The sequence below is a fragment of the Kocuria sp. LHG3120 genome, from assembly GCF_049897445.1.
Classification (GTDB): Bacteria; Actinomycetota; Actinomycetes; order Actinomycetales; family Micrococcaceae; genus Kocuria; species Kocuria rosea.
This window is the reverse complement of record NZ_JAFCWG010000005.1, coordinates 168,174-190,700: the sequence shown is the minus strand read 5'-3', so window position 1 is coordinate 190,700 and position 22,527 is coordinate 168,174. Positions and strand designations below refer to the sequence as shown.

Here is a 22,527-nt window from a genome sequence, read left to right as displayed (position 1 = left end):
TGGGTCGTGCTCTGCGGGTCGTGCTCTGCGGGTCGTGCTCTGGGGGTCGTGCTCTGTCGGTCGGGTCAGTCCGCGAAGCCGTGGCGCAGGCGCTCCACGGCGGTGCGCAGCAGCCGGCGCCAGGTCTCGCGGCTGTCCGGGGTGTCCACCGCGCCGGTCTCCTCGGCCCACCGCTCGAAGGACACGGCCAGGGCGTGGAGCAGCAGGCTCGCGAGCAGGTCCACGGTGAAGGAGGGCGCGCCGGGGACCCGGTCGGTGATCTCGGCGGCCAGCCGGGCGGTGAGGGTCTGGAACACCTCGTGCGCCCACATCGCGGTGATGGGGCTGTCCCCGCTCGCGCCCATCAGGTGGGCGATGTGGCACATGGCGGGGACGAGCTCGGTCCGCTCGATGACGTCGGCCAGCTGCTCGAGCACGGCGCCGGGGCTGGGGTTCGCGGGCGGCGGGGTGGCCTCCACGACGCGCGCGAAGTTGTCGACGAACACGCCGAGCAGCTCGCTGAAGCGCGCGTAGACGGCGTCGTCCGCGGAGGCGAAGTGGTTGAAGATGGTGCGCCGCGAGACCCCGGCCCGATCGGCGAGGTCGTTGACGGTGAAGCGCCCCAGGCCGCGCTCCGCGGCCAGGGCCGCGGCGGCGTCGATGATGGCGCGGCGGTTGTGGTACTTCACGGCCTCCCGCCGGTCCTCCGGGGGGTGGTGCCGGGCGGGCTCGGCGGGCAGGTTCGTCACGAGTGCTGACACTAGGTGCAACCATGCACTCCGTGCAACATTGCACTATGTGCAACGTGCCACACCGGACGCGGACCCCCCGGAACGCCGACCGCGGGAAATGGAGGGGGTCAAGGATCACGGCGGGGTCACGATCCGCGGCGAGAACCCTGCGGGAGGGCCCTCGGGGGTGGCCGCACAGTGATCCTCCCGCGTACGGTCGTCCCCGTCCTGCCGGAACGGCACCGAGCACAGCACGACGACGAGGAGACCACCATGCACCGCTTCCCCCGGACCGCAGCCTCCGCAGCGGCCGCGCTCCTCCTGGCCGGCACCGCCGCCGGCTGCGCCGAGGAGACCGAGCTGACCCGCGCCGACCAGTCGGGCGTGCCCACCGAGGAGCTCGTGGGCGAGGCCATGACGCTCACCGGCGAGGTGCAGGAGATCCTGGCCCACCAGGTGATCGCCATCGGCGCGGAGGACACGCTCGTGCTCGCAGACCAGCTGCCCGAGGGGCTGTCCGTGGGCGACGAGGTCGAGGCCACCGGCACGGTGGAGGAGCGGGACGTCTTCACGGTCGACGACTACGAGGCCCTGCAGACGGTCGCCGACGAGGAGACGGCGCAGCTCTACGTCGACCGCGGCGAGGAGCCCATCCTCGTCGACGCGACCGTGACGCGAACCGGCTGACCCTCCGCACCCTCCTGCTCGGACGGGCGAGGGCCCGCGCCCCGGGCAGGGTCCGCCGCGCCCGTGCCCTACCGTGGGCCCAGGAGCAGACCGGCGCGACCGAGAGGACAGCAGTGGCGAGGAACGACGGCACCCGGCACGAGCACCGGCGGCCGGTCGACGAGGCCGATCAGCTGGGCCTCGCGGAGGGGCTCGCGCGCCGGCTCGACCGGCCGATGGGCGTGCTGGGCGTCCTGTTCCTGTTCGTGGTGCTCGGGCAGCTGCTCGCCGAGGACCTGGGGCTCGTGGCCCTCCTCAACGTGGTCGGCTGGCTCTTCTGGGCCGTGTTCGTCGGCGAGTTCCTGCTCCGGGCCTACGTCGCCGGGTTCTCCGTGCGGTTCTGGAAGCGCAACTGGTGGCAGGTGCTGTTCCTGCTCCTGCCCTTCCTGCGCTTCGTCCGCGCGCTGCAGGCCGCCCGGCTGCTCCGGCTCACCCGGCTGACGCGGGCGGGGAGCGTGCTCTCGGCCGGGGTGCGCGGCTCCCGCTCCGCGGGGAGGCTGCTGTCCAGCAGGATCGGGTGGCTCGCGGCGGTCACCGGCGTCGTCGTGCTGGTCTCGAGCCAGCTGCTGTACGTCCTCGGCCACTACGCGGGATACGGACCGGCGCTGTCCGACGCGGCGATGTCCACCGTCACGGGCCGGGAGCTCGGGGCGCAGGGCGGCTTCCCCCGCGTGCTGGAGGTGGTGCTGGCGCTGTACTCGGTGGCCGTCTTCGCGACCCTGGCCGGTTCGGTGGGGGCGTACTTCCTCCGGGGCGAGACCGCTGCCGGGACCGCGGCGGACACCCCGCACTATGCGGGTCCGGACACCACCGAGTAGGCTGGGGCGGACCGAACAGATCAGCATGCTGTCCTTCCGCACCGGAGGGGCGGTTCTGAGAAGGAGGACCGATGAAGGCTCTGACATGGCAGGGAAAGCGCTCGGTGAGCGTCGAGGAGGTCCCGGATCCGCGGATCCAGGAGCCCACGGACGCGATCGTGCGGATCACCTCGAGCGGGATCTGCGGGTCCGACCTGCACCTGTACGAGGTGCTGGGCCCGTTCATGGACAAGGGCGACATCATCGGCCACGAGCCGATGGGCATCGTCGAGGAGGTCGGGCCGGCCGTCACCCACATCAAGGCCGGGGACCGCGTGGTCATCCCGTTCAACGTCTCCTGCGGGCACTGCTTCATGTGCAACCAGGGGCTGCAGTCGCAGTGCGAGACCACCCAGGTCCGGGAGTACAACAGCGGCGCGGCGTTCCTCGGCTACTCGCGGCTCTACGGCTCCGTGCCGGGCGGTCAGGCCGAGTACCTGCGGGTGCCGCACGCCGACTACGGGCCCATCAAGGTCCCCGACACCGGTGAGGACGAGCGCTACCTCTACCTGTCCGACGTGGTGCCCACCGCGTGGCAGGCCGTGAAGTACGCCGCTCCCCCGGAGGGCGGCTCCCTGGCCGTGCTCGGGCTGGGCCCGATCGGCCAGATGTCCGCCCGGATCGGCCGGCACCTGGGCTACCGGGTGCTCGCGGTGGACCCGGTCGCCGAGCGCCGGGCCATGGCCGAGCGCCACGGCATCGAGACGCTGGACTCCGCGGGCGACGTGGCGGAGCGGCTGAAGGACCTCACGGACGGCCGCGGCCCGGACTCCGTGGTGGACGCGGTCGGGATGGAGGCGCACGGCTCCCACGTGGCCGGAGTGGCCCACGCGGCGGTGGGACTGCTGCCGTCCCCGCTGGGCCGCAAGGCGATGGAGACCGTCGGGGTGGACAAGCTCGACGCGCTGTACACCGCCATCGACGCCGTCCGGCGCGGCGGCACGATCTCGATCAGCGGCGTGTACGGCGGCATGAAGGACCCCATGCCGATGCTCACGCTGTTCGACAAGCAGGTCCAGATGCGCATGGGCCAGTGCAACGTGAAGTTCTGGATCGACGAGCTCCTGCCGCTCGTGGACGACCCCTCGGACCCGCTGGGCGTCCTCGACCTGGCGACCCACCAGGTGCCGCTGTCGCAGGCGCCGGAGATGTACGAGAAGTTCCAGAAGAAGGAGGACGGCTGCATCAAGGTGGTGCTCAAGCCGTAGTCCCGCCCGCGGCGGTCGTGCCACCGGCCCCCGTCCCTCGCGAGGGACGGGGGCCGGTGCATGCCGTCCGCGGTGTCCGGTTCGCGGTGCTCAGCCGACCGTGATGCGCACCCGGGCCGGCAGCAGGGCGTCGAGGTCGCCGTCCAGGGCCAGGGCGGGCGTGCTCGAGCCGAGGGCGGCGGCGGGGACGCCGCGCACCGCCATGCGCAGGGCGAGCTCCGTGGTCAGCCACGGGGTGGTGCCGTAGCCGGGGTTGCCCTGCGCCTCCAGCACCGCGGGGAAGCTGCTGCCCTCGTGGGTGGTGAACACGCCGCGGGTGGTCCAGGACCAGCCGGTGAGCACGTCGCCGGCCGGGCCCGTCCCGACCTGGGGCAGGACCCCCGCCAGGACGTCGGCGAGCCGCGCGCGCACCGGGTGCGGCAGGCCGGCGGCGAGGCCGGCGAGCGCCTGGAAGACGGCCACCGCCGCGGCCGCGGCGCAGCGCCCGGCCCCGCGGAGCCCGCCCGCGCGGCCGACGTCCATGGCCTCGCGGAAGGCCAGGGGGTGCGCGGCGGCCCCCGGGACGGGGCTGAGGGCCTGGGTGCGGTGCACCACCGGGGGATTGATCGCCGCGAGCGGGCTCATGGCCGCGAGCACCCGGCCGCGGGCGGTCCGGGCGCGCAGCCGGAGCGGGCTGGAGGCGCGGACGGCGTCGGGGTCCGCGGCGGTCCCGCTGCCCGGCGCGGGGTCCGGGAGTCGGGCGGCGACGTCCCCGGTGCGGGCGGGGTCCGGGTCCCGCAGCACCTCGACGAGGCTCTGCACGGTCCCGCCCGAGACCGAGTCCGAGAACCCGGTCCCCGGCGGCGTGCGCACGGAGGTGACGAGGTCCGCGGAGCGCAGCGTCTCGCCCCGCGCGGCGGCGTGCCGGCGGGCGGCGTCGACGAGGACGTCGGCGGGCAGGGCCTCGAAGCCCGCGGTGTGCACGATCGCGATCCCGGCGGCCCGTGCGGCCTCGTGCAGGTCCCGGTCGGTGCGGTGGGCGAGCTGCGACTCGCCCGTCAGGTCCAGGTAGTGGGTGCCCTCCGCCACGCACGCGGCGAGCACCGGGGGCGCCAGCCGCGTGTAGGGCCCGGCGAGGTTCACCAGCACGTCGACCCGCCGGACGAACGCGCGCAGCGAGCCGGGCTCGGCGACGTCGGCGTGCAGGACCTCGGGGACGGGGAGGCCCCGGTCGGCGCACAGCGCTCGCACGCGCTCGGGGTCCCGGGCGCCGACGACGACGTCCACCCCCGCCTCGGGCGCCCGCGCCAGGAGATGGGCCAGCGCCACGCGCCCGGTGATGCCGGTGGCGCCGAGAAGGCCCACGACGGGCCGGGACGTCTGCTCGGGTTCCATCCGGCCACTCTAGGGGAACGGCCCGGGCGCCGGCCGGGAGCGGATGCCCCGGGCCCCGTCCCGCCCCTGGTGGCGGTCAGGTCCAGGGCCTACCGTGGCGGTCGAGGACCCGTGCACTCCGACCCGTGCACTCCGACCCCTGCATGCCACCCCGGGAGTCCCGACCCGCGACTCCCGAACCGCGCCACTCGAGAAAGGCCCCGCCGTGACCGCCTCCCCTGTCAGCACCGGCCGCACCGACCTCCGGCCGACCCGCGCGGACCGCGTCCGCCAGGTCCTGGTCACCGTCAGCGAGATCGCGTGCCTGCTGGGCACGCTCGTCGGCATCGGCGTCTTCGGCACCCGGGTCGAGGAGTCGTCCGGCGGCAGCCTCTCCGCGGACGCCACCCTGCTCGCCCCCGCCGGCACGGCGTTCTCGATCTGGTCGGTCATCTACCTGGGGCTGTTCGCCTACACCGTCTGGCAGTGGCTGCCCTCGCGGACGACGGACCCCCGGGCCCGCGCCACCGGCCGGCTCGCGGCGGCGTCCATGCTCCTCAACGCCGGCTGGCTGCTGGTCACCCAGCAGGGCTGGATCTGGGCCAGCGTCGGGGTCATCGTCGCCCTGGTCCTCGTCCTGGGCCTGCTGGTGGTGCGCCTGACCGAGGTCCCCGGCCGGCGCGGCCCGCTCGACCTGATCGTGGTCGACGGCACCTTCGGGCTGTACCTGGGCTGGGTGTCCGTCGCGACGGCGGCCAACGTGGCGGCCGCCCTCGTGTCCTCGGGCGTGTCGCAGGAGGGCCGGGGCGCCGAGTGGATCGGCGTCGTCGTCGTGCTCGTGCTCGCGGCGGTGGTCGCCGCCATCCAGCGGCGGGTCGGCGGGCGCTGGGCCGTGGCCGCCGCCTCCGTGTGGGGGCTGTCCTGGATCGCGGTCGGCCGGGCCACGGACGAGCCGCGGTCCGTGCTCCTGGCCTGGGGCGCGGCCGCGGCGGCGGTCCTGGTGGTGCTGGCCACGGCGTACCTCCGCCGCCGTGCCGGTGCCGGCACCGGCGCACAGGATGCCGACCAGCACGAGGCAGAGCGGCGCCGGGCCGAGCGGCGCCGGACCGGTCGGGCCGTGGACGACCGGGCGGTGGGCGAGCAGCGCTGAGGACCCTGCTCCCGCCGCCGCTTCCCGGCGCGGCCGGTCAGCCGCGCAGCTGCCGGAGCGCCCGCACGGCCGCGTCCCCGTAGCCGCCGCCGAACCGGACGGCGTGCACCAGCAGCGGCGGCAGCTGGTACCACGGCACCCGCTCCTGCCAGCCGGGCGCGAGCGGGTGCTCGGCGTCGTAGGCGGCCAGGCACTCCTCGCCGAAGCCGCCGAACAGCAGCATCATCGCGATGTCGACCTCGCGGTGGCCCCAGTGCGCCGACGGGTCGATCAGCCAGTTCCGGCCCCGGACGTCCACGAGCCGGTTCCCGGCCCACAGGTCGCCGTGCACCAGGGTGGGGGGCTCCGGCGGCCCCGCGAGCTCCTCGGCCCGCGGGGCGAGCTCCTCGAGCAGGTCCGCGGCGTGCGGGGCGATCCGGCCGGCCCCGAGCGCGTCCCGCAGGAGCGGGCGGATCCGCCGGTCGAGCAGGAACGCCGCCCAGTCCTGGGTCGGGGACAGGTCCACCGCGAAGGACCCGATCCGCCCGGGCAGCTCCGGGTCGAGCCCGCCGAAGGCCTTCCCCCGCACCCGGTGCAGCGCCGCGAGCCCGCGCCCGCACTCCACCTCGGTCCCGGACGGGCGCCGGCCCGGGGCCTCGTCGATCCACTCGAGGACGATGCCGTCGTCCGTCCACCGCACGACCTCCGGCACCCCGAGGAACTCCGGCACGTGCTCCCGCAGGGCGTGCAGTCCCGCGACCTCCGCCGCCATCATCCCGGCGGGCGGGTCCGCCATGGTCTTCGCGAACAGGGGCCCCCGCGCCGTCTCCAGGCGGAAGGCCGCCGCGGTGTCGCCGCCGCCCAGCGGGGTGGCCCGTTCCACCCCGAGGCCGTCGAGGAGCTCGTCGGTGAGGTCGTGCGGCAGATCGGCCGCCCGGTCGAAGGTGCTCATGCTGTCCGTCCTGGTCGATGCGTCCTGCTCCGTGCCCGTGCTCCGCGGGGAGACCCTGCCGGCGTCATGCCGGCGTCCGGCCGGTGCCTCGCCGCGTCCCGCCTACGTCTGGAGCCGATCCGTGAGGTCCACGCCGGCCCGTGCCCGCACCACGGCGTCGACGGCGCGGATGAACCCGAGGTGGCTGAACGCCTGGGGGAAGTTCCCGGCGAGCCGCCCGCTGACGGGGTCGAACTCCTCGGCGTAGAGGCCGAGGTCGTTGGCGTAGCCCGCGAGCTGCTCCAGGAGCTCACCGGCGTCCTCCACCCGGCCGCTGCGCGCGTACTGCTCCACGAGCCAGAACGTGCAGATGAGGAAGGGGTACTCGTCGCCCTCCAGACCGTCCAGGCCGGAGGCGGTCCGGTAGCGGTGCACCAGCCCGTGCGCCCCCCGCAGGTCCCGCTCGATCCGGGCCACGGTGCCGAGCATCCGCGGGTCGTCGTAGGCCACGAAGCCCGTGTGCGGCAGCTGCAGCAGCGAGGCGTCCACCTCGGTGTTGTCGTAGGTCTGCGTGAACGTGTTCAGCTCCGTGTCGAAGCCGTGCTCCAGGATCTCGGCGCACAGCCGGTCCCGCAGCTCACGCCACCGCTCCACCGGCCCGGAGAACCCGTGCTCCTCGACGGCGCGCACGCCCTGGTCGAAGGCCGCCCACATCATGGCGCGCCCGTGCACGAAGAACGCGGCGGACCCGCGCATCTCCCAGATCCCGTGGCCGGCCCGGTCGAAGTTGCGCTCGCAGAAGCGCAGCAGGTTCTTCTGCAGCCCCCAGGACCACCGGTCCTCCTCCACGCCGGCGTCCCGGAGGGCGGCGAGCGCGAGCATGACCTCCCCGACGACGTCCGACTGGAACTGGCCCACGGCGCCGTTGCCGATCCGCACCGGAGCCGAGCCCTCGTACCCGCCGAGGTGGCCCAGCTCGCTCTCGGGCAGCCGGCGCTCCCCCGCCAGGCCGTACATGATCTGGACCTGGTCGGGATCCCCGGCCACGGCCCGCAGCAGCCAGTTGCGCCAGAGCAGCGCGCCGTCGGTGAAGTCGTGGGCGACGAGCACCTCGATGGTCAGTGCCGCGTCCCGGAGCCACGTGTAGCGGTAGTCCCAGTTGCGGCTGCCCCCGAACTCCTCGGGCAGGGAGGTGGTGGGGGCCGCGACGATCCCGCCGGTCCCGCGGTGGGTGAGGGCCCGCAGCACGAGCAGCGAGCGCAGGACGGCCTGCTCGTGGCGCTTGTGGGTTCCCACGTGGGAGGACCACTCGGTCCAGAAGGACACCGCGCGGTCGAGGGCGTCGGCGGGGTCCACGGGGGTGGGCAGCCCGTGGTGGGACTCGTGCCAGGTCAGCACCCAGTCGAGGGACTCCCCGGCCGAGAGCCCGAAGCGCCCGCCGAGCCGGTCGGCCACGGCGCCCTCGTCCTCGTCGAGGTCCCCGGGCTGCTCCGGGGCGGCGGCTGGGGCCGCGTCCGGGGCGGCGTCCTCGAGCGGCTCGACGCGGGGGAAGTCCTCGGGGTGCAGCATCGGCCCGGTCAGGAGCAGGGCGTCGGGGCCGGCGATGGAGAGCTGCCCGCAGGTGCCGTTGCCGTCGATGTCGACCCGCCGCGTCCAGGGCACGGCGCGCCCGTAGTCGAAGCGGATCCTCAGGTCGTGCTCCACCTCGACCGTCCCCGAGACGCACTCGACCCGCCGCACGAGGTCGGCGTGGTCGGGGTGGTCGTCGCCGGCGGCCGCCGGGGGCAGGAAGTCGGTCACCACGACGGTCCCGGTGGGGGTGCGCCACGTCGTCTCCAGCACGAAGGTGCGGGGCAGGTAGCGGCGCGACGTGACCACGCCGTCGACGGCGGAGAGCTTCCAGCGTCCGTCCTCGGGCGTGCCCAGCAGGGCCGCGAAGACCGACGGGGAGTCGAAGCGGGGGAAGCACAGCCAGTCGACGCTGCCGTCCCGGGACACGAGCGGCCCCGTGTGCAGGTCGGACAGGAGCGCGTAGTCCTCCAGAGGGGTGGACCGGGGCCGGTTCGCGTCGTCGTTCATCCGCCCATTCAACCAGCCGCGGCCGGGCGTCCGGTCGGCGCAGGCCAGGGGCACGCGAGGCGTCCGCCTGGGACCCCGGGGTACCGTGCTGGCATGACAAGCATCAGGACCCTGATCATCTTCGGCGCCACCGGCGACCTCACGTCCCGCCTGCTCCTGCCGGGCCTGGGCACGCTCCTGAGCTCGGCCCCGGAGCTGCGCATCGACGTGGTCGGCTCCTCGCGGGAACCCGCGGAGGACTGGGCACAGGTCGTGGCCGAGGCCTTCGACTCCGTCGGCGCGAGCGGGCCCGCCGCCGCGCACACCCGGGAGACCGCCCGCTACGTGGCGGGCGACGTCACCGACGCCGGGGACCTCGAGCGGCTGCTCGACGACGTCGAGGGCCCCGTCTGCCTGTACTTCGCCCTGCCTCCCGCGGTGACCGCGCAGGCGTGCGAGGTCATGGCCGGGCTGGACCTGCCGGAGGACCTGGTGCTGGCCCTCGAGAAGCCGATCGGCTCCGACACGCGGACCGCGCGGGAGCTGAACCGGCTCGTGGGCCGGCTCGTCCCCGAGGAGCGGACCTTCCGGGTGGACCACTTCCTGGGCATGCCGGCGGTGCTCAACTTCGTGGGGCTGCGCTTCGCCAACCGGCTGCTGGAGCCGCTCATGAGCCGGGAGCACGTGGAGTCCGTGGAGATCGTCTTCGACGAGACCCTGGGCCTGGAGGGCCGCGCGGGCTTCTACGAGGCCACGGGGGCGCTGCGGGACATGATCCAGTCCCACCTGCTGCAGGTCATGGCCCTCGTCATGATGGAACCGCCCTCCTCCTTCGACCAGGTGGAGATCCCCACGCTGACCAGCCACGTGCTGCGGGCCACGAAGCTCTGGCAGGGCGACGCGGCGGGCGCCGCGACCCGGGGCCGCTACACCGCCGGCAGCGTGGACGGCCGTGAGCTGCCCGACTATGCGGCCGAGGACGGCGTGGACCCGGAGCGCGGGACGGAGACGTTCGCGCAGGTGGTCCTCGAGGTCGACACGTGGCGCTGGAACGGCGTGCCCGTCACCCTGCGCTCGGGCAAGGCGATCGGCAACCCCCGTCAGGAGATCGCCATCACGTTCCGCCGCCCGCCGCACGACTACGAGCAGCTGCCCCGCTCCGGGGACGTCGCGCCGGACGTCCTGCGCATGGGCCTCGAGGAGGAGCAGCTGACCCTGGAGCTGAACGTGGGCGGGCCCTTCGACTCCCGGGGCATGACCCGGGTGACGCTCTCGTCCGGGATGGCCAGGCCAGGCCTGACGGCCTACGGCAGCGTGCTGCGGGGCGTCCTCGAGGGCGACCACACCTTCGGCGTCCGCGGGGACGCGGCGGAGCAGGGGTGGCGCATCGTCGACGAGGTGCTGGCCGCCTTCGAGGACGGCCGGGTCCCGCTGCTCGAGTACCCGGCCGGCAGCTCCGGCCCCGTCTGAGTGGCGGCGCCGGCCGGACCGTGGCCGGGGCGTCCGCGGGAACGCCCCGGCCGCCCGGCCCCTGGCACCCCGGGGACTAGAGGTCGCCGATCGCGGAGCCGAGCAGGCGGACCGGCTCGAAGGCCTCCGCGTTGGTGTTCTTGGCCTGCGCCCCGCGGAAGGCGGCCATCCCGCGCACCCGCCCGGGGGTCATGTAGGGCTTGCCGGCCTGGTCCCGGTGGGAGAGCACGGCCTCGACCTTGACGTCGACGTAGCCGTCGATGTCCACGAACACGGACGGGTCGAAGTCGCGGGTCACCGACGGGGACTCGAAGCACAGGATCGAGTGGTGGGCCCGGGCGGCGCGCAAGGTGGCCTGGTGCACCGCGTAGTGGTCCTGGTGCTGGTCGTGGGCCGAGTGGGTGAAGATCACGTCCGGCTCGAACTCCCGGATCGCGGCCTCGATGGCCCGGACCATGTCGTTGGTGACCGTCTCCAGCTTCGTGTCCGGGAACTCGTGCACCCGCAGACCCGTCAGCCCCAGGAACGAGGCGCCGCGCTGGGCCTCGGCCGGGCGCAGCCCGGCGTTGCCGCCGACCTCCCCGGAGCTCATCACCAGGCCGCGGACCTCGTGGCCGGTGTCGACCAGCTTGGCCAGGGTCGCCCCGCAGGCGAGCTCGAGGTCGTCCGGGTGCGCCCCCACAGCCAGCACCTTCCGGCGCTCGACCACGGTGGTGGCGGGGATCCGCCGCTCGGCGATGACGAAGCCGAAGACCCCGGTGGCGACCAGGGTGGCCACCGCGATCGCGTCGCAGACCAGGGTCACGGGCATGATCGTGGCGCACCACAGGTTGAGCACCAGCAGCACCGCGTACACGGCGACGATGGCCTGGCGCAACGACCTGGCCCCGGCGATGAACCGCTTGTGCCGCGTGTAGGCGGCGTTCGACAGGACGTAGACGAGGACGACGGTGCTCAGCAGAGCACCCACGACGGATGGCAGCATTTTTCCCCCCAGGAATGATCGGCCCGGCCCGGAAGCTCCTTCGCTCCGGGTCGATGACGCCACCGGCCCCCCGACCGGTTCGACGTCCACCCCGCCGCGGTGGTCACCACCGGGTCGGGTATGGATCAGTTTGCATGAGGAAACAGTTTTTTGCATCCGTTAATGGCCGTTCGGACGACCCCACATCCGCCCACATCGGCCGGCGACGCACCTGGCCAACTTTATAGTCAGCCTGCTTTCGTATTGCTCCGTTTCGTGTGAGACTGGGCGGACACCGCTCGAGGAGTTCACCGTTCACGGTGACCACCACAGGAAAGAGGTACGTCCATGATCAGCACGATCCAGAACCTTGGTGTCCGCAGCGAGCACGCCTACGCGGCGGGCTTCGCCTCCATCGGCCTGTCCGTCCTCTCCTGGGCGGCCAGCCTCGGCAAGAGCAAGTCCAAGCCCCAGGCCGACCGCTGGGGCCTGTTCGTGGGCGAGTGGACGCCGACCTTCTTCGCGATCGGCGTCGCGCTGAAGCTCGAGGAGACCTCCTCCAAGAAGTAGGTCCCCGGGACAGCGCGTCCCCGGACGCCGCGGCGGCCCCCACCCCTCTGCGGGTGGGGGCCGCCGCCGTGTCCGGGACCGGGCTCAGCGCCCGGCCCGAGGCAGGTCCTTCACGGCAGGGCCCTCGAGCAGGGAGCCGTCGGCGGCGAAGCGGGAGCCGTGCAGGGGGCAGTCCCACGAGCGCTCGGCGTCGTTCCAGCGCAGCACGCCGCCGAGGTGCGTGCAGACGCCGGAGACCTTGCAGGTGGTGCCGTCGACGGTGGACACGCCCACGGGGCGGCCGTGCTCGCGTCCGACGACACCCTGCCCCTCCGCGGGCGTCCCGGCCGGCAGCTCCTTGAGCTCGGCCCTGAGCCAGTCCTTGGGCGCGTTGAGGCCCACCCCCGCGTTGACGCGCAGGGCGGTGAGGATGTCCGACGGCGAGGTCATGCGCCGGCCCAGCGTCTCGGCCCACGGCACGCTGCCGCCGAGGATCTCGGCGTTCAGCGCGATCGCGGCGGCGACGGCGTTGCTCATCCCCCACTTGTTGTAGCCGGTGGCGAGATAGATGTTGCCGCCGCCGCGGGGCAGGGTGCCGATGAAGGGGATGAGGTTGACCGACTCGTAGTCCTGGGCCGCCCACACGTGCGTGCGCTCGGCCCCCGGGAACCAGCGCTGCGTCCAGGACTCGAGGTCGTCCACGGCCGCCTGCGGGGAGGCGGACCGTCCCACCACGTGGTCGTTGCCGCCCACCAGGAGCAGCTCCTCCCCGCCGACCGGCACGGTGCGCAGCGTGCGGGTGGGGCTGTCCGCGGTGATGTACATGCCCTCCGGGACGGACCCCGGCGCCCCGGGGACCCGGTAGGTCAGGGCGTAGGAGCGGTTCGGGGAGAGCTTCGCGAAGTACCCGCCGCGGTCCAGGACCGGGGTGCCCGTGGCGAGCACGAGCCGGTCGGCCCGCACCGGGCCGTGCGAGGTCTGCACCGAGAGGGGTGAGCGGACACCGGCCCCGGTGATCCGGACCCCCTCCACGAGCGTGCCGCCGTGCTCCTTCAGCTCGGCGACGAGGGCGCCGAGCACCTCCATCGGGTGGAACTGGACCTGGTCCGGCATCGTGATGGCCCCGGAGACCTTGTAGGGGAGGCCGGTGTCCCGGGTCCAGTTCATGTGCAGCCCGGCGATGCGGGCGGCCTCGAGCTCCTTGCGCAGCGCGGAGGCGCCCTTCGAGGTCGTGGCGTAGGTGTAGGCGTCGCGGCGCTGGAACGGGACCCCGCGCTCCTCGAGGAACCGGACCAGCCAGTCCATCCCCTCGCGGTTCCCGTCCGCGTAGGCACGCAGCACCTCGTCCGACTGGTGCCGGTGGATCTGGGAGAGCGTGGTGCCCTGCAGCAGGGACAGCTTCGCCGTGGTGTTGCCCGTGGTGACGGCCCCGACGGAACGCGCCTCGAGCACGGCGACCCGCTGGCCCGCACGCGCCAGCAGCACCGCGGTGGTCAGCCCGGTCAGCCCGGCACCTGCGACCACCGTGTCGTAGTGCGCGCCGGGGACGAACCGGTCCGTCGCGGTGGACGGCACCTCGTACGTGTCGAGCCATACGGATCTCATGGAGGAACTCCCTCGTGGTCGCTGCTGCCGGAGTGGTCGTTGCGGTCGCACTTTGGTGCCATCCTGTCGGCCATCAGGTGTGAAGTCCACTGTCCATTCCCGGGGAGGACTCCGCGAGCCCGCTGTCGGTGGCGGTTCCTAGACTCGTCCGCATGCCCCCGGAACCGTCCATGGTCGACATCACCCGCATCTACTACGAACCGGCCGCCGCCGAGCTGCCCCGGGGGCGGCAGGTCCTCGAACGGTGGCCGGACGCCACCCTGGTGGAGGTCCCGAGCCACTGGCAGATCCCGGAGCTGCACGGGGACGAGACCAACGCGCGGCGGTGGGTGCGGATCAAGCGCGAGGCCCTGGTGCTGGGGGTCAAGAAGTCGCTGGCGGCGCGGCCCAACGGCCGGTCGGCGGACTTCATCGCGCCGTCCACGGCCAACGGGTGCGCCATGGCGTGCGCCTACTGCTACGTCCCGCGCCGGAAGGGCTACAGCAACCCGGTGACGGTCTTCGCCAACATCGAGCAGATCACCGGCTACCTGGACCGGCACATCGGCCGGCAGGGCACCAAGCCGGAGCCCAACCAGTGCGACCCGGACGCGTGGGTCTACGACCTCGGGGAGAACAGCGACTGCTCGGTGGACGCCCTGCTCAGCGACAACGTGCAGGACCTCGTGGACCTGTTCCGCCGCCACCCCACGGCCAAGGCGTCCTTCGCCACGAAGTACGTCAACCGGGAGCTGCTGGACTGGGACCCGCAGGGACGGACCCGGGTGCGGTTCTCGCTGATGCCGGCGCACCTGGCCAAGCTCACGGACATCCGGACCACGCCGGTGCCGGAGCGGATCGCCGCCATCGACGACTTCGTGGCGGCCGGCTACGAGGTGCACGTGAACTTCTCGCCGGTGATCGTCACGGACACGTGGCTGGAGGACTGGGCCGAGCTCTTCGAGCAGCTCGACGACGGTCTCAGCGCGGCGGCCAAGGACCAGCTGGCCTCGGAGGTCATCTTCCTGACCCACAACGCCCAGCTCCACGAGGTCAACACGCAGTGGCACCCCAAGGCCGAGGAGGTGCTGTGGCGCCCGGATCTCCAGGAGACCAAGCGCTCCCAGAACGGGGCCCTCAACGTGCGGTACCGGTTCCGGGACAAGCAGCGGTACCTGGAGCAGTTCCTGGACCTGCTCCACGAGAAGCTGCCGTACTGCGACGTCCGCTACGCGTTCTGAGCCGGAGCCCGCGGGTCACGCCACCCGGGGGTCGTAGCCGTCCGACGGCCGGGAGACGGTGGTCAGCAGGAACACCGAGTCCTCCAGCGCCTCCACCGAGTGGCGGGAGTCGGTGAGGGACAGCAGCTCCCCTGCCGTGAGCTCCTCGGCGAGCTGGCCGCGCTTGAGCACCCGGACCCGGCCGCGCAGCAGCTGGAGGGTGGCGGCGGGCGGGGAGACGTGCTCGGCGAGCTCCTTGCCGGCGCACAGCGCCATCATCGTCTGCCGCAGCACGCCGTCGTGGACCACGAGCTCCGCGCTGCGCCCGGCGCCGGAGGCACGCGCCTTGGTGAGATTGGCGGTGGCGAGGTCGTCGAGGCGGGTCATGGGTCCTCCTGGTGGCGCGTCAGCGGTGCGGGTTCAGAGCAGCGCGCCCTCGAGGCGCAGCAGGTACTCCTTGCGTTCCATGCCGCCGGCGTAGCCGGTGAGCCGCCCGTTGGCGCCGATGATCCGGTGGCACGGGACCAGCAGGCTGACGGGGTTGCGGCCGTTGGCCGCCCCGACCGCCTGGGCCGCCCGGGGTGCCCCGACGGCGCGGGCCACCTGCCCGTAGGTGCCGGTCGTGCCGTACGGGATCTGCGCGAGGGCGTTCCACACGCGCACCTGGAACGGCGTCCCGTGGAGGACGACGTCGGCGTCGAACTCCTGCAGCCGTCCCGCGAAGTACTCGCCCAGCTGCTCACGGACGTGCGGGAGGAGGCTGTCGTCGCGCGCCCCGAAGGAGGTGGGGACCGGTCCCTGGCGTGCGCCCTCGACGGAGAGCGCCACGAGCGCCCCCGCCTCCTCGACGAGAGCCAGCGGGCCGATGGGCGACTCCACCACGGCGTGACGCCGGACGGTCGCGGTGGTGGGCGCCGGGCTCAGTCTCAGTGCCATGGGCCGATTCTACGCCCGGCCCAGCGGCCTCCGCGGGGCGCGGGCCAGGGTGTAGGACGGTTCCCGCAGCCGGTAGGTCCACCCGTAGTTCTCGGCGCCCGTGGGGACGTTGAGCAGGGGGTCGAACCGTTCGTCGTCCCCGAACGGCGCGCCGGGACCGAGCTCGACCGTCCCGAAGCGCTGCCACGGCCCGAGCGGTGTGGCCCAGTGCAGACCGAGAACCCAGGGCTCGGCGGCGACCGACGCCCGGAAGAGGTCGGGGCGGGCCGGCAGGCGCTCCGTGCGCGGCTCGGGGTGGGCGGCGACCAGCACCGGACCGCCGAGACCCCGGTAGGGCATGAAGGAGGCGAACGCGCTGTCCGGCACGTGCCGGTGGAAGGTCGGGACGAAGCGGGAGAACCGCCCCCCGCCGGCGGTCGCGAGGAGGATGTCGGCCCGGCCGTCGCTGCGGCCCTCCATCTGCCCGGAGGGCGGGACGGGGCAGCGCAGGGCGAGGCCCAGGATGTCCGGCCACCCCTGCGGGAAGCCGATCGAGCGGGAGAAACGGGCCCGCACGGGATCCTCCCCGGCGTCGTCGATCCAGTGGATGCCACTGGTGCCGCCGCCCGTGCGGATCAGGACGCCCTCGAGCCCGACGCCCTCCGAGTGGATGGGCCGCTGGGGCCGGAACTGCTTGAGCAGGACGAACGGCGCCCGGGCCGCGGACCCGAGGAGGGCGCTGATGGGTGGGGACGTCATGACCCCCACGCTACCCGGGGGCGCGCGCCCGGCTCAGCGGAGTCGGACGCGGATCGGCCCGCGGGCCGTCCGGCCGTCGACCACGCGGCCCTGCTGGGTGATGTCCACGAGCCCGTCGTCGGCCATCCGGTACGCCTCCTGACGCACGTCCTCCATCAGGTCCCGCCAGCCCTCGGCGGCCAGAGCGCGGGCGGCCTCGGAAGGACACACGGTCTTCCCGGCCCCGCGGCGGCGGACCAGGTCGAGCAGCACCGAGCGCACCTCGCTGGGCGACGGGGTGGTCACGGGCAGCTCCTCCGTCTCACCGGGGTCCAGGGTCCAGGGGCCGGGCCCCGCCTCCAGGATGTCAGAACGGCGGTGGGTCGTCGGCCGGACCAGGCCGAGAAGCGGAGCGCGGGGCACCGTGCGGCGCGGGGACTGCGAGGAAGTACGGTGCGCGCTCCGGGACCGGATGGTGGTGCTCCTGCGGATAGGTCCGATGGATCTGCCCTGCAGGCGAGGTCCACTCCAGCACCCCGTGGTCGTGCAGCAGGCTCTCGTCCCCGGAGTCCTTGGGGGCAGGCCCTGCCGGCCAGAGCCGCGGGTGGCCGGACTCCAGGCACCCTGGCTCCAGCAGCTCGGGGACGAGGCGCTCGGGGGCCACGTGCTCCACCCGCCACCGGCCGAGCGGACCGTCCCGGTGCTTGAGCAGGTGGTGGTGCCGGCACAGGTGTGCGAGGTTGTCCGCCGAGGTCCGACCGCCGTCCGCCCAGGCGACGGTGTGGTCGAGGTCGCACCGCGACGCCCGGCGTCGACAGCCCGGGAAGCGGCACGTGCCGTCCCTGGCTCGCAGCCGGTGCTTGAGATCGGCGGGCACGGCATAGGTGCTGCGGTCCCGGTCCAGGACGGTCCCCGTGACGGGATGGGTGAGGATCCGTGACCAGGAGGGCGCGCGCGCCGCGATCCGCTCCGCCAGACCGACCGGGATGGGCCCGTAGCCCTCCAGCTCCGCACAGCGGGGAGTGCGCGGCAGGCCCTCGATGGAACCGGGGGGCAGCGTCCCGGCGTTCTCGAGGAGCGCGAGAGCGGGCACGGTGACCGTCACGTGCCCGCGGATGCCGCGAAGACGGTCGGGCAGGTCAGCGGGCTCGCCGTCGAGCAGGAGGTCCGCCAGCACGTCGGCGCGCAGCTGGAGCACCGTGCGGCGCTCCGGAGCCCCGACGGCGGGATCCGACGGTCCGCCGTCCGGGGCGCCCGCGGCGGACGACGCGGGCGATGCCGTGGCCAGGACCTGCGAGGGGAGGACCTCGGGCGGGACCGCGGTGACCGCCCGGTCGACCAGCGTGTCGAGGCGGTCCTGGATGGCGTGCGCGGTGGCCGCGTCCAGGAGGGCGCACAGCTGTGCCATGCCGTCCTCCCGGGGTTCGACCCACACGCGCCGGTCCCGCAGCGCCAGCCGGTGGCGCTGCTCCTCGGTCTCCCGCAGCAGACCTGCGCGGCGTCGGCGGGCGAGGGCGCGCAGCTGGGCCACGGTGCTGCCGGGGGCCCGGAGGAGCAGCTCGTCGACGATCCGCTGGACGGCCTGGACCGGCGCCCGCCGCTCCGGCGGGAGACCGGCGGCGTCCCACACCAGCTCGCGCCACAGCTCGACGAGCACTCCCGCCTGCCGGAAGCCCACCTGGCCCTGCTCGAGCGCCTCGAGGACCTCGGGCAGGGACTCCGCGAGCAGCACGGCGTCCTCGACACGGCGCAGCGCGGTGCCCGCGGGGAGCCGGAGGGCCGGACCGACCTCATCGGCCACGTCCCGCACCGTCTGCTCAGCGGGCTCGAGGGAGTGCGGGCCCAGCCGGTCCGCCTCGGGGCGCATCCAGAGCGCCTCCACCATCCAGCGCTGCTCCCGGGCCTCCTCCTGCAGCTGCCAGAGCCGGTGGAGCAGCCGGTACTGGCGCCCCGCGGCCCGGGCCTCCGCGCGGGACTCCTCGACCAGCGCCCGCACGCCGGCGGAGAACTCCTCGCCGATCTCGGCCAGGTCCGTCTCCTCCCGGAGGGCGTCCTCCAGGCTTCGCGGCGGAACGGCGGTGGCGGCCATGGTTCATGGTCCCAACCGGTTCCGACACGCTAAGACGTGATCCGGACCACCGTCGAGGGTCCCCGCGTCCCGCCCGGCAGGGCCGGGCGGGACGCGGGGAGTGGCTCAGGCCTGCGCGAACGGGTAGTCCGTGTAGCCCTCGGCGCTCTGCGTGTAGAAGGTCCGCGGGTCCGGCACGTTCTCCGGCAGACCCTCCGCCCAGCGCCGCGCCAGGTCCGGGTTCGCGATCGCCGGGCGCCCGACGACGACGCCGTCCGCCACGCCCTCCTCGATCAGCTGCACGCTCTCCTCACGGGTGGTCGGCACGTCGCTGAAGCCGCTGTTGGCCAGGAAGGCGCCGCCGAAGCGGGTGCGCAACCCCTGGACGAACTCCCCCGCCGGCTCCTTGTGCAGCACGGAGAGGTAGGCGAGGCCGAGGTCCTCGATGCCGTCGACGAGAGCGGCGTACGTGGCCCGGACGTCCTCGTGGTCCGTCTCCCAGGCGTCCTGGATGTTGTGCTCGGGCGAGATCCGCAGACCGACACGCTCCGCACCGACGGCCTCGGCCACGGCCCGGACCAGCTCGACCACGAAGCGGGCGCGGTTCTCGGGGGAGCCGCCGTACTCGTCGGTGCGCTGGTTGGCGCCCGGCGCGAGGAACTCGTGCAGCAGGTAGCCGTTCGCGCCGTGGATCTCCACACCGTCCAGGCCCGCCTCGATCGCGTTGCGCGAGGCCCGGACGAAGGACTCCACCACGCCCGGCAGCTCCTCGGCGGTCAGCGCGTGCGGCACGGGGTAGTCGGCCTTGCCCTGGTAGGTGTGCGTCTTCCCCTCGATCGCGAGAGCACTCGGGGCCACCGGCTGGGAGCCGCCGTTGATGTCCGGGTGCGTGACGCGCCCGGCGTGCATGACCTGCATGAACAGGCGACCGTCGGCGGCGTGCACGCTCTCGGCCACCCGGCGCCAGCCCTCGACCTGCTCGGGCGTCTCGATGCCGGGCTGGTAGGCGAAGCCCTGCCCCACCACATCGGGGTACGTTCCCTCGGTGACGATGAGGCCCATCGAGGCGCGCTGGGTGTAGTGCTCCACGTTGAGCTCGCCGGGAACACCGTCCCGGCCGGAGCGCATCCGGGTGAGCGGCGCCATGACCAGGCGGTTCGGCAGCTCGAGGGAGCCGAGGGTGACGGGGGTGGACAGGGTGGAGTGCGGCACGGGGAGGCCTTTCATCAGGGAACTGGTTCTTTCCGTGTCAACGGGAGATCCCCCGGAGTTATTTGCGCTCCGGCTGTCTCGTTCCTCACAGCTGGTGGGGGCTATACCCCCTGGGGTATAGTAGGCCCACGTGTCCCGCCCGGTGCGGCACGAACCTCTCGATCATCGCGAAGGAGAACTGAGCCATGGGCCTTCTCGGCCGACTCTTCGGCAGCACCTACGAGACCGTGGACGTGGCACGCGCCCGGGAGCTCCTGGACGGCGGGGCCGTGCTCGTCGACGTCCGCACCGCCCAGGAGTACCGCGCGGGTCACGCCCCGGCCGCCCGGCACATCCCCCTGGACGCCATCGGCACCCGGCAGCGCGAGCTGTCCAAGGACCGGCCGGTCGTGACGGTCTGCCGATCCGGCGCCCGCTCGGCGAACGCCGCCCGCCGGCTGGCCACGGCCGGCTACGAGGTGGCCAGCCTCCGCGGCGGCATGACGGCCTGGCAGCGCGCCGGCGAGCGCGTGGTGGCGAAGAACGGCCGGCCCGGCACGGTCGCCTGACCCACGCCCCGGGTCCCGGGATTCCTCATCCGCCCTCCCGGCCGGACCGGGCGCGCCCGTAGCCGCGCGGAGTGGCGCCCAGCACCGACCGGAACTCCCGGGTGAGGTGGGACTGGTCCGCGAAGCCCAGCTCCGCGGCGAGCGCCCCGAGGTCCGCGGCCGGGTCCGCGCGCATCCGCTCGGCCGCCTCCTGGAGCCGACGACGACGGAGCAGCAGCTGGGGCGGCATCCCCACGAACCGGGCCGCGAGCCGTTGCAGCGAGCGCTCGGAGACGTGCAGCTGCCGGGCCAGGCCCGCCGGGCTCCGCGCGACGGTCCCCGCCTCGAGGAGGTCGACCATGCGATTGGCCAGGGCACCGTCCCGCGCCGCGGACGGGGGCACCGCCGCCGCCAGCGCCCGGACGTGGTCCGCGAGCAGGGCCGCCGCCCGCAGATGCCGGCCGGCCGGATCGGCACCCGCCACAGCCCCCGCGGCGGCAGAGCGCAGCCCGGGCGCGCTGACGGACTCCGTTCCGCCGGGCGGATCCGCCGGACGTGCCCACCGCCCGGCCGGATCGGCCCCCGCCATGGCCTCCGCGACGGCGGAGCGCAGCCCGGGCGCACTGACGGGCACGGACCCGTCGAGCAGGTCCGCCGGGTGCTCCGTGAACAGCAGGACCCCCGCCGGGCGCAGCAGCGCGCCGACCGCCCAGCCCCGGCCCGTGAGCACCCGGGTGGACGCACGGCTCGTGGGCCCGTGCAGCGCCACCCCGTCCGGTTCGACCACCACGTTGCTCGCCGGATAGCCCAGCACCAGCTGCTCGGCCCGCTCCCCCGCCGGCAGGTCCCACTCGGGGATCCACAGCTGCCGGACGAGGTGGGCGACGTCGTCGGGCGCGGGCAGGCGCACGACCGTGGCGTGCGGTCCCGGGGTGAGGTGGCCCCGCGTGGTGGGCGGCTCGCTCATGGCACGAGCGTAACCACCCGGAGGTGGCGGGAATCTTCAAGACCGCCCGGCACCGGCTGCCTAGGCTCGGAGCATGAGCACAGAGCAGAACCTCCGTGGGGTCACCGGAGCGCACACCACCGACGGGACGCCCCGGGGGTTCACGTCCCTGACCCCGTTCATCGCGGTGGTCGACGCGGCCGCGGCGCTCGACTTCTACACCCGTACCTTCGGGGCCGCCCTCGTCGACCGCACCGACATGCCCGGGCCGGACGGGGCTCCCGTCGTCGTGCACGCGACCATCGATCTCGGCGACGGACGGCTCCAGCTGGGCGAGGTGAACCCCGACTTCCACCTCGTGGCGCCGCCCGCGGGCGACGACGCCTGCTATTCGCTGGGCCTCTACGTCCCGGACGTCGACGACGTGGTGGCGCGCGCCGTCGCCGCCGGCGCCACCGTGCGCGAACCCGTCAGCACGTTCGTCTCGGGCGACCGCTACGGCAGCCTCCGCGACCCGTTCGGCGTCCGCTGGTCGATCATGACCCGGGTCGAGGACCTCTCCGAGGAGCAGAGCAGCGCACGGGTCGCCGAGTGGGCGGAGTCCATGGGGCAGGGGTGAGGCGCCGCGCGGCTCAGGCGTCCTCGGGGCCGCAGGCCGGGGCGAGGAGCTCCAGGGCGATGTCGTCCGGGTCGCGGAACTCCAGGATGTGGCCCACCCCGATGTCCTTGATCCCCTCGTGGGCGATCCCCAGGTCGTCCAGGACGACGACGGCGTCCCGGAGGTCGGCCTGCGACGCCACGGTGAAGCACAGGTGGTCCAGGCCCACCCGGTCCTCGTCGTGCCGGTCCCCGTCCGGCGCCACCGGCCGGAGGCCCAGGAGTCCACCGCCGAACCGGTAGATCACGCCTCCGAAGAGGAAGGACAGCTGGTCCTTCGTCTCCTGGTCGGCGTCCGCCGGGGGAGCCTCGAAGGCGACCGGGAAGCCGAAGACGGCGTCGTAGAAGGCGCGGGAGCGGTCGATGTCGGTGACCGTGAGCCGGACGTGGGCGTAGTCGGTGGCGCTGATGGGCACGGTGTTCTCCGGTGTCGTCGGGTGGGGCTTCGAGCGGGACGTCCTGCACTGCGCACCGGGAGGCTGGGCCTGCTTCCGGTACCAGGATTCGCACTCTACGGGGCCCCGACCCTGCGGGCGAGGGTCCGGGCCCCGCGCGCGAACTCCTCGGACGCGCACGGGGTCCGGCCTCCGGGACGGGTCCCGGTCGCGGCTCTCCAACCCTCGACCGGGACCGTCAGCTTCTCCCTGTGTCCCGGGGATTCCCCCTCGCACCACTCAGCCAACCACCTCCTGCTGAACCCGAGCT

23 protein-coding genes are annotated in these 22,527 nt (G+C 73.9%); 9 read left to right on the top strand and 14 right to left on the bottom strand.

Going from position 1 to position 22,527, the window contains the following annotated elements:
• Positions 1–65: 65 nt before the first annotated feature.
• On the bottom strand, positions 66–740 hold the full coding sequence (locus tag ACP7CD_RS11740) for a TetR/AcrR family transcriptional regulator (RefSeq protein WP_426120240.1): 675 nt from the start codon (positions 738–740) through the stop codon (positions 66–68).
• Positions 741–983: 243 nt separating this feature from the next.
• On the opposite strand from ACP7CD_RS11740, the gene ACP7CD_RS11735 reads away from it, so the two are divergent.
• The 3 genes from ACP7CD_RS11735 (at position 984) to ACP7CD_RS11725 (ending at position 3,501) form a co-directional block, all read left to right on the top strand.
• Positions 984–1,397 (top strand): hypothetical protein, encoded by a 414-nt coding sequence (locus tag ACP7CD_RS11735; RefSeq protein ID WP_426120239.1) that lies wholly within the window; start codon positions 984–986, stop codon positions 1,395–1,397.
• Between the two features lie 113 nt (positions 1,398–1,510).
• Positions 1,511–2,254, top strand: coding sequence for a hypothetical protein (locus tag ACP7CD_RS11730; RefSeq protein WP_426120238.1), 744 nt, complete (start codon positions 1,511–1,513; stop codon positions 2,252–2,254).
• A gap of 71 nt (positions 2,255–2,325) precedes the next feature.
• Positions 2,326–3,501, top strand: coding sequence for a zinc-dependent alcohol dehydrogenase (locus tag ACP7CD_RS11725; RefSeq protein WP_272026379.1), 1,176 nt, complete (start codon positions 2,326–2,328; stop codon positions 3,499–3,501).
• A gap of 90 nt (positions 3,502–3,591) precedes the next feature.
• Here ACP7CD_RS11725 and ACP7CD_RS11720 read toward each other — a convergent pair whose 3' ends face one another.
• Positions 3,592–4,875 carry a saccharopine dehydrogenase NADP-binding domain-containing protein gene (locus ACP7CD_RS11720; RefSeq protein ID WP_272026380.1) on the bottom strand — a complete coding sequence of 428 codons (1,284 nt, stop codon included), beginning with the start codon at positions 4,873–4,875 and terminating at the stop codon, positions 3,592–3,594.
• Between the two features lie 205 nt (positions 4,876–5,080).
• On the opposite strand from ACP7CD_RS11720, the gene ACP7CD_RS11715 reads away from it, so the two are divergent.
• Positions 5,081–6,004 (top strand): tryptophan-rich sensory protein, encoded by a 924-nt coding sequence (locus ACP7CD_RS11715; protein ID WP_426120237.1) that lies wholly within the window; start codon positions 5,081–5,083, stop codon positions 6,002–6,004.
• A 37-nt stretch (positions 6,005–6,041) separates the two neighbouring features.
• Here the strand turns inward: ACP7CD_RS11715 and ACP7CD_RS11710 are convergent, their stop codons facing one another.
• Positions 6,042–6,935, bottom strand: a complete 894-nt coding sequence (locus ACP7CD_RS11710) for a fructosamine kinase family protein (protein ID WP_035924234.1) — start codon at positions 6,933–6,935, stop codon at positions 6,042–6,044.
• 102 nt (positions 6,936–7,037) lie between these two features.
• Positions 7,038–8,993 carry a glycoside hydrolase family 15 protein gene (locus ACP7CD_RS11705; RefSeq protein WP_017831780.1) on the bottom strand — a complete coding sequence of 652 codons (1,956 nt, stop codon included), beginning with the start codon at positions 8,991–8,993 and terminating at the stop codon, positions 7,038–7,040.
• 93 nt (positions 8,994–9,086) lie between these two features.
• Here ACP7CD_RS11705 and ACP7CD_RS11700 point away from each other — a divergent pair, with 93 nt between their 5' ends.
• Positions 9,087–10,442, top strand: a complete 1,356-nt coding sequence (locus ACP7CD_RS11700) for a glucose-6-phosphate dehydrogenase (RefSeq protein WP_017831779.1) — start codon at positions 9,087–9,089, stop codon at positions 10,440–10,442.
• A 76-nt stretch (positions 10,443–10,518) separates the two neighbouring features.
• Here the strand turns inward: ACP7CD_RS11700 and ACP7CD_RS11695 are convergent, their stop codons facing one another.
• Positions 10,519–11,427, bottom strand: a complete 909-nt coding sequence (locus ACP7CD_RS11695) for a PIG-L deacetylase family protein (RefSeq protein ID WP_017831778.1) — start codon at positions 11,425–11,427, stop codon at positions 10,519–10,521.
• A gap of 327 nt (positions 11,428–11,754) precedes the next feature.
• Between ACP7CD_RS11695 and ACP7CD_RS11690 the strand changes: the two genes are divergently transcribed.
• Complete coding sequence (locus ACP7CD_RS11690; RefSeq protein WP_017831777.1) at positions 11,755–11,976, top strand: hypothetical protein; 222 nt, start codon at positions 11,755–11,757, stop codon at positions 11,974–11,976.
• An 84-nt stretch (positions 11,977–12,060) separates the two neighbouring features.
• Here the strand turns inward: ACP7CD_RS11690 and ACP7CD_RS11685 are convergent, their stop codons facing one another.
• Positions 12,061–13,560 carry an FAD-dependent oxidoreductase gene (locus ACP7CD_RS11685; protein WP_095649985.1) on the bottom strand — a complete coding sequence of 500 codons (1,500 nt, stop codon included), beginning with the start codon at positions 13,558–13,560 and terminating at the stop codon, positions 12,061–12,063.
• 170 nt (positions 13,561–13,730) lie between these two features.
• On the opposite strand from ACP7CD_RS11685, the gene ACP7CD_RS11680 reads away from it, so the two are divergent.
• Positions 13,731–14,780: a spore photoproduct lyase family protein gene (locus tag ACP7CD_RS11680; protein WP_017831775.1), complete on the top strand. Its 1,050-nt coding sequence runs from the start codon at positions 13,731–13,733 to the stop codon at positions 14,778–14,780.
• A 15-nt stretch (positions 14,781–14,795) separates the two neighbouring features.
• On the opposite strand, the gene ACP7CD_RS11675 is transcribed toward ACP7CD_RS11680, so the two are convergent.
• From ACP7CD_RS11675 to ACP7CD_RS11650, 6 genes are all read right to left on the bottom strand, one after another.
• A complete protein-coding gene (locus tag ACP7CD_RS11675; RefSeq protein ID WP_017831774.1) occupies positions 14,796–15,146 on the bottom strand; it encodes a hypothetical protein in 351 nt (116 codons plus the stop codon).
• Positions 15,147–15,179: 33 nt separating this feature from the next.
• A complete protein-coding gene (locus tag ACP7CD_RS11670) occupies positions 15,180–15,695 on the bottom strand; it encodes a methylated-DNA--[protein]-cysteine S-methyltransferase (RefSeq protein WP_109221616.1) in 516 nt (171 codons plus the stop codon).
• Positions 15,696–15,704: 9 nt separating this feature from the next.
• Positions 15,705–16,433 carry a hypothetical protein gene (locus tag ACP7CD_RS11665; protein WP_244915825.1) on the bottom strand — a complete coding sequence of 243 codons (729 nt, stop codon included), beginning with the start codon at positions 16,431–16,433 and terminating at the stop codon, positions 15,705–15,707.
• A gap of 33 nt (positions 16,434–16,466) precedes the next feature.
• The gene (locus tag ACP7CD_RS11660) at positions 16,467–16,718 is read right to left on the bottom strand and encodes a DUF3253 domain-containing protein (protein WP_115163255.1); all 252 of its coding nucleotides are present in this window, start codon (positions 16,716–16,718) and stop codon (positions 16,467–16,469) included.
• A gap of 61 nt (positions 16,719–16,779) precedes the next feature.
• Complete coding sequence (locus tag ACP7CD_RS11655; protein ID WP_115163256.1) at positions 16,780–18,501, bottom strand: HNH endonuclease signature motif containing protein; 1,722 nt, start codon at positions 18,499–18,501, stop codon at positions 16,780–16,782.
• Positions 18,502–18,606: 105 nt separating this feature from the next.
• Positions 18,607–19,707 carry an alkene reductase gene (locus ACP7CD_RS11650; RefSeq protein ID WP_115163257.1) on the bottom strand — a complete coding sequence of 367 codons (1,101 nt, stop codon included), beginning with the start codon at positions 19,705–19,707 and terminating at the stop codon, positions 18,607–18,609.
• A gap of 170 nt (positions 19,708–19,877) precedes the next feature.
• On the opposite strand from ACP7CD_RS11650, the gene ACP7CD_RS11645 reads away from it, so the two are divergent.
• On the top strand, positions 19,878–20,240 hold the full coding sequence (locus tag ACP7CD_RS11645; RefSeq protein ID WP_115163258.1) for a rhodanese-like domain-containing protein: 363 nt from the start codon (positions 19,878–19,880) through the stop codon (positions 20,238–20,240).
• Between the two features lie 25 nt (positions 20,241–20,265).
• Here ACP7CD_RS11645 and ACP7CD_RS11640 read toward each other — a convergent pair whose 3' ends face one another.
• Complete coding sequence (locus ACP7CD_RS11640) at positions 20,266–21,186, bottom strand: helix-turn-helix domain-containing protein (protein ID WP_426120236.1); 921 nt, start codon at positions 21,184–21,186, stop codon at positions 20,266–20,268.
• Positions 21,187–21,259: 73 nt separating this feature from the next.
• Here ACP7CD_RS11640 and ACP7CD_RS11635 point away from each other — a divergent pair, with 73 nt between their 5' ends.
• Entirely contained in the window at positions 21,260–21,784 is a 525-nt protein-coding gene (locus ACP7CD_RS11635) for a VOC family protein (RefSeq protein ID WP_272026387.1), read from the top strand.
• A 13-nt stretch (positions 21,785–21,797) separates the two neighbouring features.
• Here ACP7CD_RS11635 and ACP7CD_RS11630 read toward each other — a convergent pair whose 3' ends face one another.
• Positions 21,798–22,238, bottom strand: a complete 441-nt coding sequence (locus ACP7CD_RS11630; RefSeq protein WP_272026388.1) for a VOC family protein — start codon at positions 22,236–22,238, stop codon at positions 21,798–21,800.
• Positions 22,239–22,527: the final 289 nt, after the last annotated feature.

What these genes read in the sequence shown, in the direction of transcription:
- ACP7CD_RS11735 (WP_426120239.1), top strand. Translation starts at nt 984, where the DNA reads ATGCACCGCTTCCCCCGGACCGCAGCCTCCGCAGCGGCCGCGCTCCTC.
- ACP7CD_RS11725 (WP_272026379.1), top strand. Translation starts at nt 2,326, where the DNA reads ATGAAGGCTCTGACATGGCAGGGAAAGCGCTCGGTGAGCGTCGAGGAG.
- ACP7CD_RS11720 (WP_272026380.1), bottom strand. Translation starts at nt 4,875, where the DNA reads ATGGAACCCGAGCAGACGTCCCGGCCCGTCGTGGGCCTTCTCGGCGCC.
- ACP7CD_RS11710 (WP_035924234.1), bottom strand. Translation starts at nt 6,935, where the DNA reads ATGAGCACCTTCGACCGGGCGGCCGATCTGCCGCACGACCTCACCGAC.
- ACP7CD_RS11705 (WP_017831780.1), bottom strand. Translation starts at nt 8,993, where the DNA reads ATGAACGACGACGCGAACCGGCCCCGGTCCACCCCTCTGGAGGACTAC.
- ACP7CD_RS11700 (WP_017831779.1), top strand. Translation starts at nt 9,087, where the DNA reads ATGACAAGCATCAGGACCCTGATCATCTTCGGCGCCACCGGCGACCTC.
- ACP7CD_RS11695 (WP_017831778.1), bottom strand. Translation starts at nt 11,427, where the DNA reads ATGCTGCCATCCGTCGTGGGTGCTCTGCTGAGCACCGTCGTCCTCGTC.
- ACP7CD_RS11690 (WP_017831777.1), top strand. Translation starts at nt 11,755, where the DNA reads ATGATCAGCACGATCCAGAACCTTGGTGTCCGCAGCGAGCACGCCTAC.
- ACP7CD_RS11685 (WP_095649985.1), bottom strand. Translation starts at nt 13,560, where the DNA reads ATGAGATCCGTATGGCTCGACACGTACGAGGTGCCGTCCACCGCGACG.
- ACP7CD_RS11680 (WP_017831775.1), top strand. Translation starts at nt 13,731, where the DNA reads ATGGTCGACATCACCCGCATCTACTACGAACCGGCCGCCGCCGAGCTG.
- ACP7CD_RS11675 (WP_017831774.1), bottom strand. Translation starts at nt 15,146, where the DNA reads ATGACCCGCCTCGACGACCTCGCCACCGCCAATCTCACCAAGGCGCGT.
- ACP7CD_RS11670 (WP_109221616.1), bottom strand. Translation starts at nt 15,695, where the DNA reads ATGGCACTGAGACTGAGCCCGGCGCCCACCACCGCGACCGTCCGGCGT.
- ACP7CD_RS11665 (WP_244915825.1), bottom strand. Translation starts at nt 16,433, where the DNA reads ATGACGTCCCCACCCATCAGCGCCCTCCTCGGGTCCGCGGCCCGGGCG.
- ACP7CD_RS11655 (WP_115163256.1), bottom strand. Translation starts at nt 18,501, where the DNA reads ATGGCCGCCACCGCCGTTCCGCCGCGAAGCCTGGAGGACGCCCTCCGG.
- ACP7CD_RS11650 (WP_115163257.1), bottom strand. Translation starts at nt 19,707, where the DNA reads ATGAAAGGCCTCCCCGTGCCGCACTCCACCCTGTCCACCCCCGTCACC.
- ACP7CD_RS11645 (WP_115163258.1), top strand. Translation starts at nt 19,878, where the DNA reads ATGGGCCTTCTCGGCCGACTCTTCGGCAGCACCTACGAGACCGTGGAC.
- ACP7CD_RS11640 (WP_426120236.1), bottom strand. Translation starts at nt 21,186, where the DNA reads ATGAGCGAGCCGCCCACCACGCGGGGCCACCTCACCCCGGGACCGCAC.
- ACP7CD_RS11635 (WP_272026387.1), top strand. Translation starts at nt 21,260, where the DNA reads ATGAGCACAGAGCAGAACCTCCGTGGGGTCACCGGAGCGCACACCACC.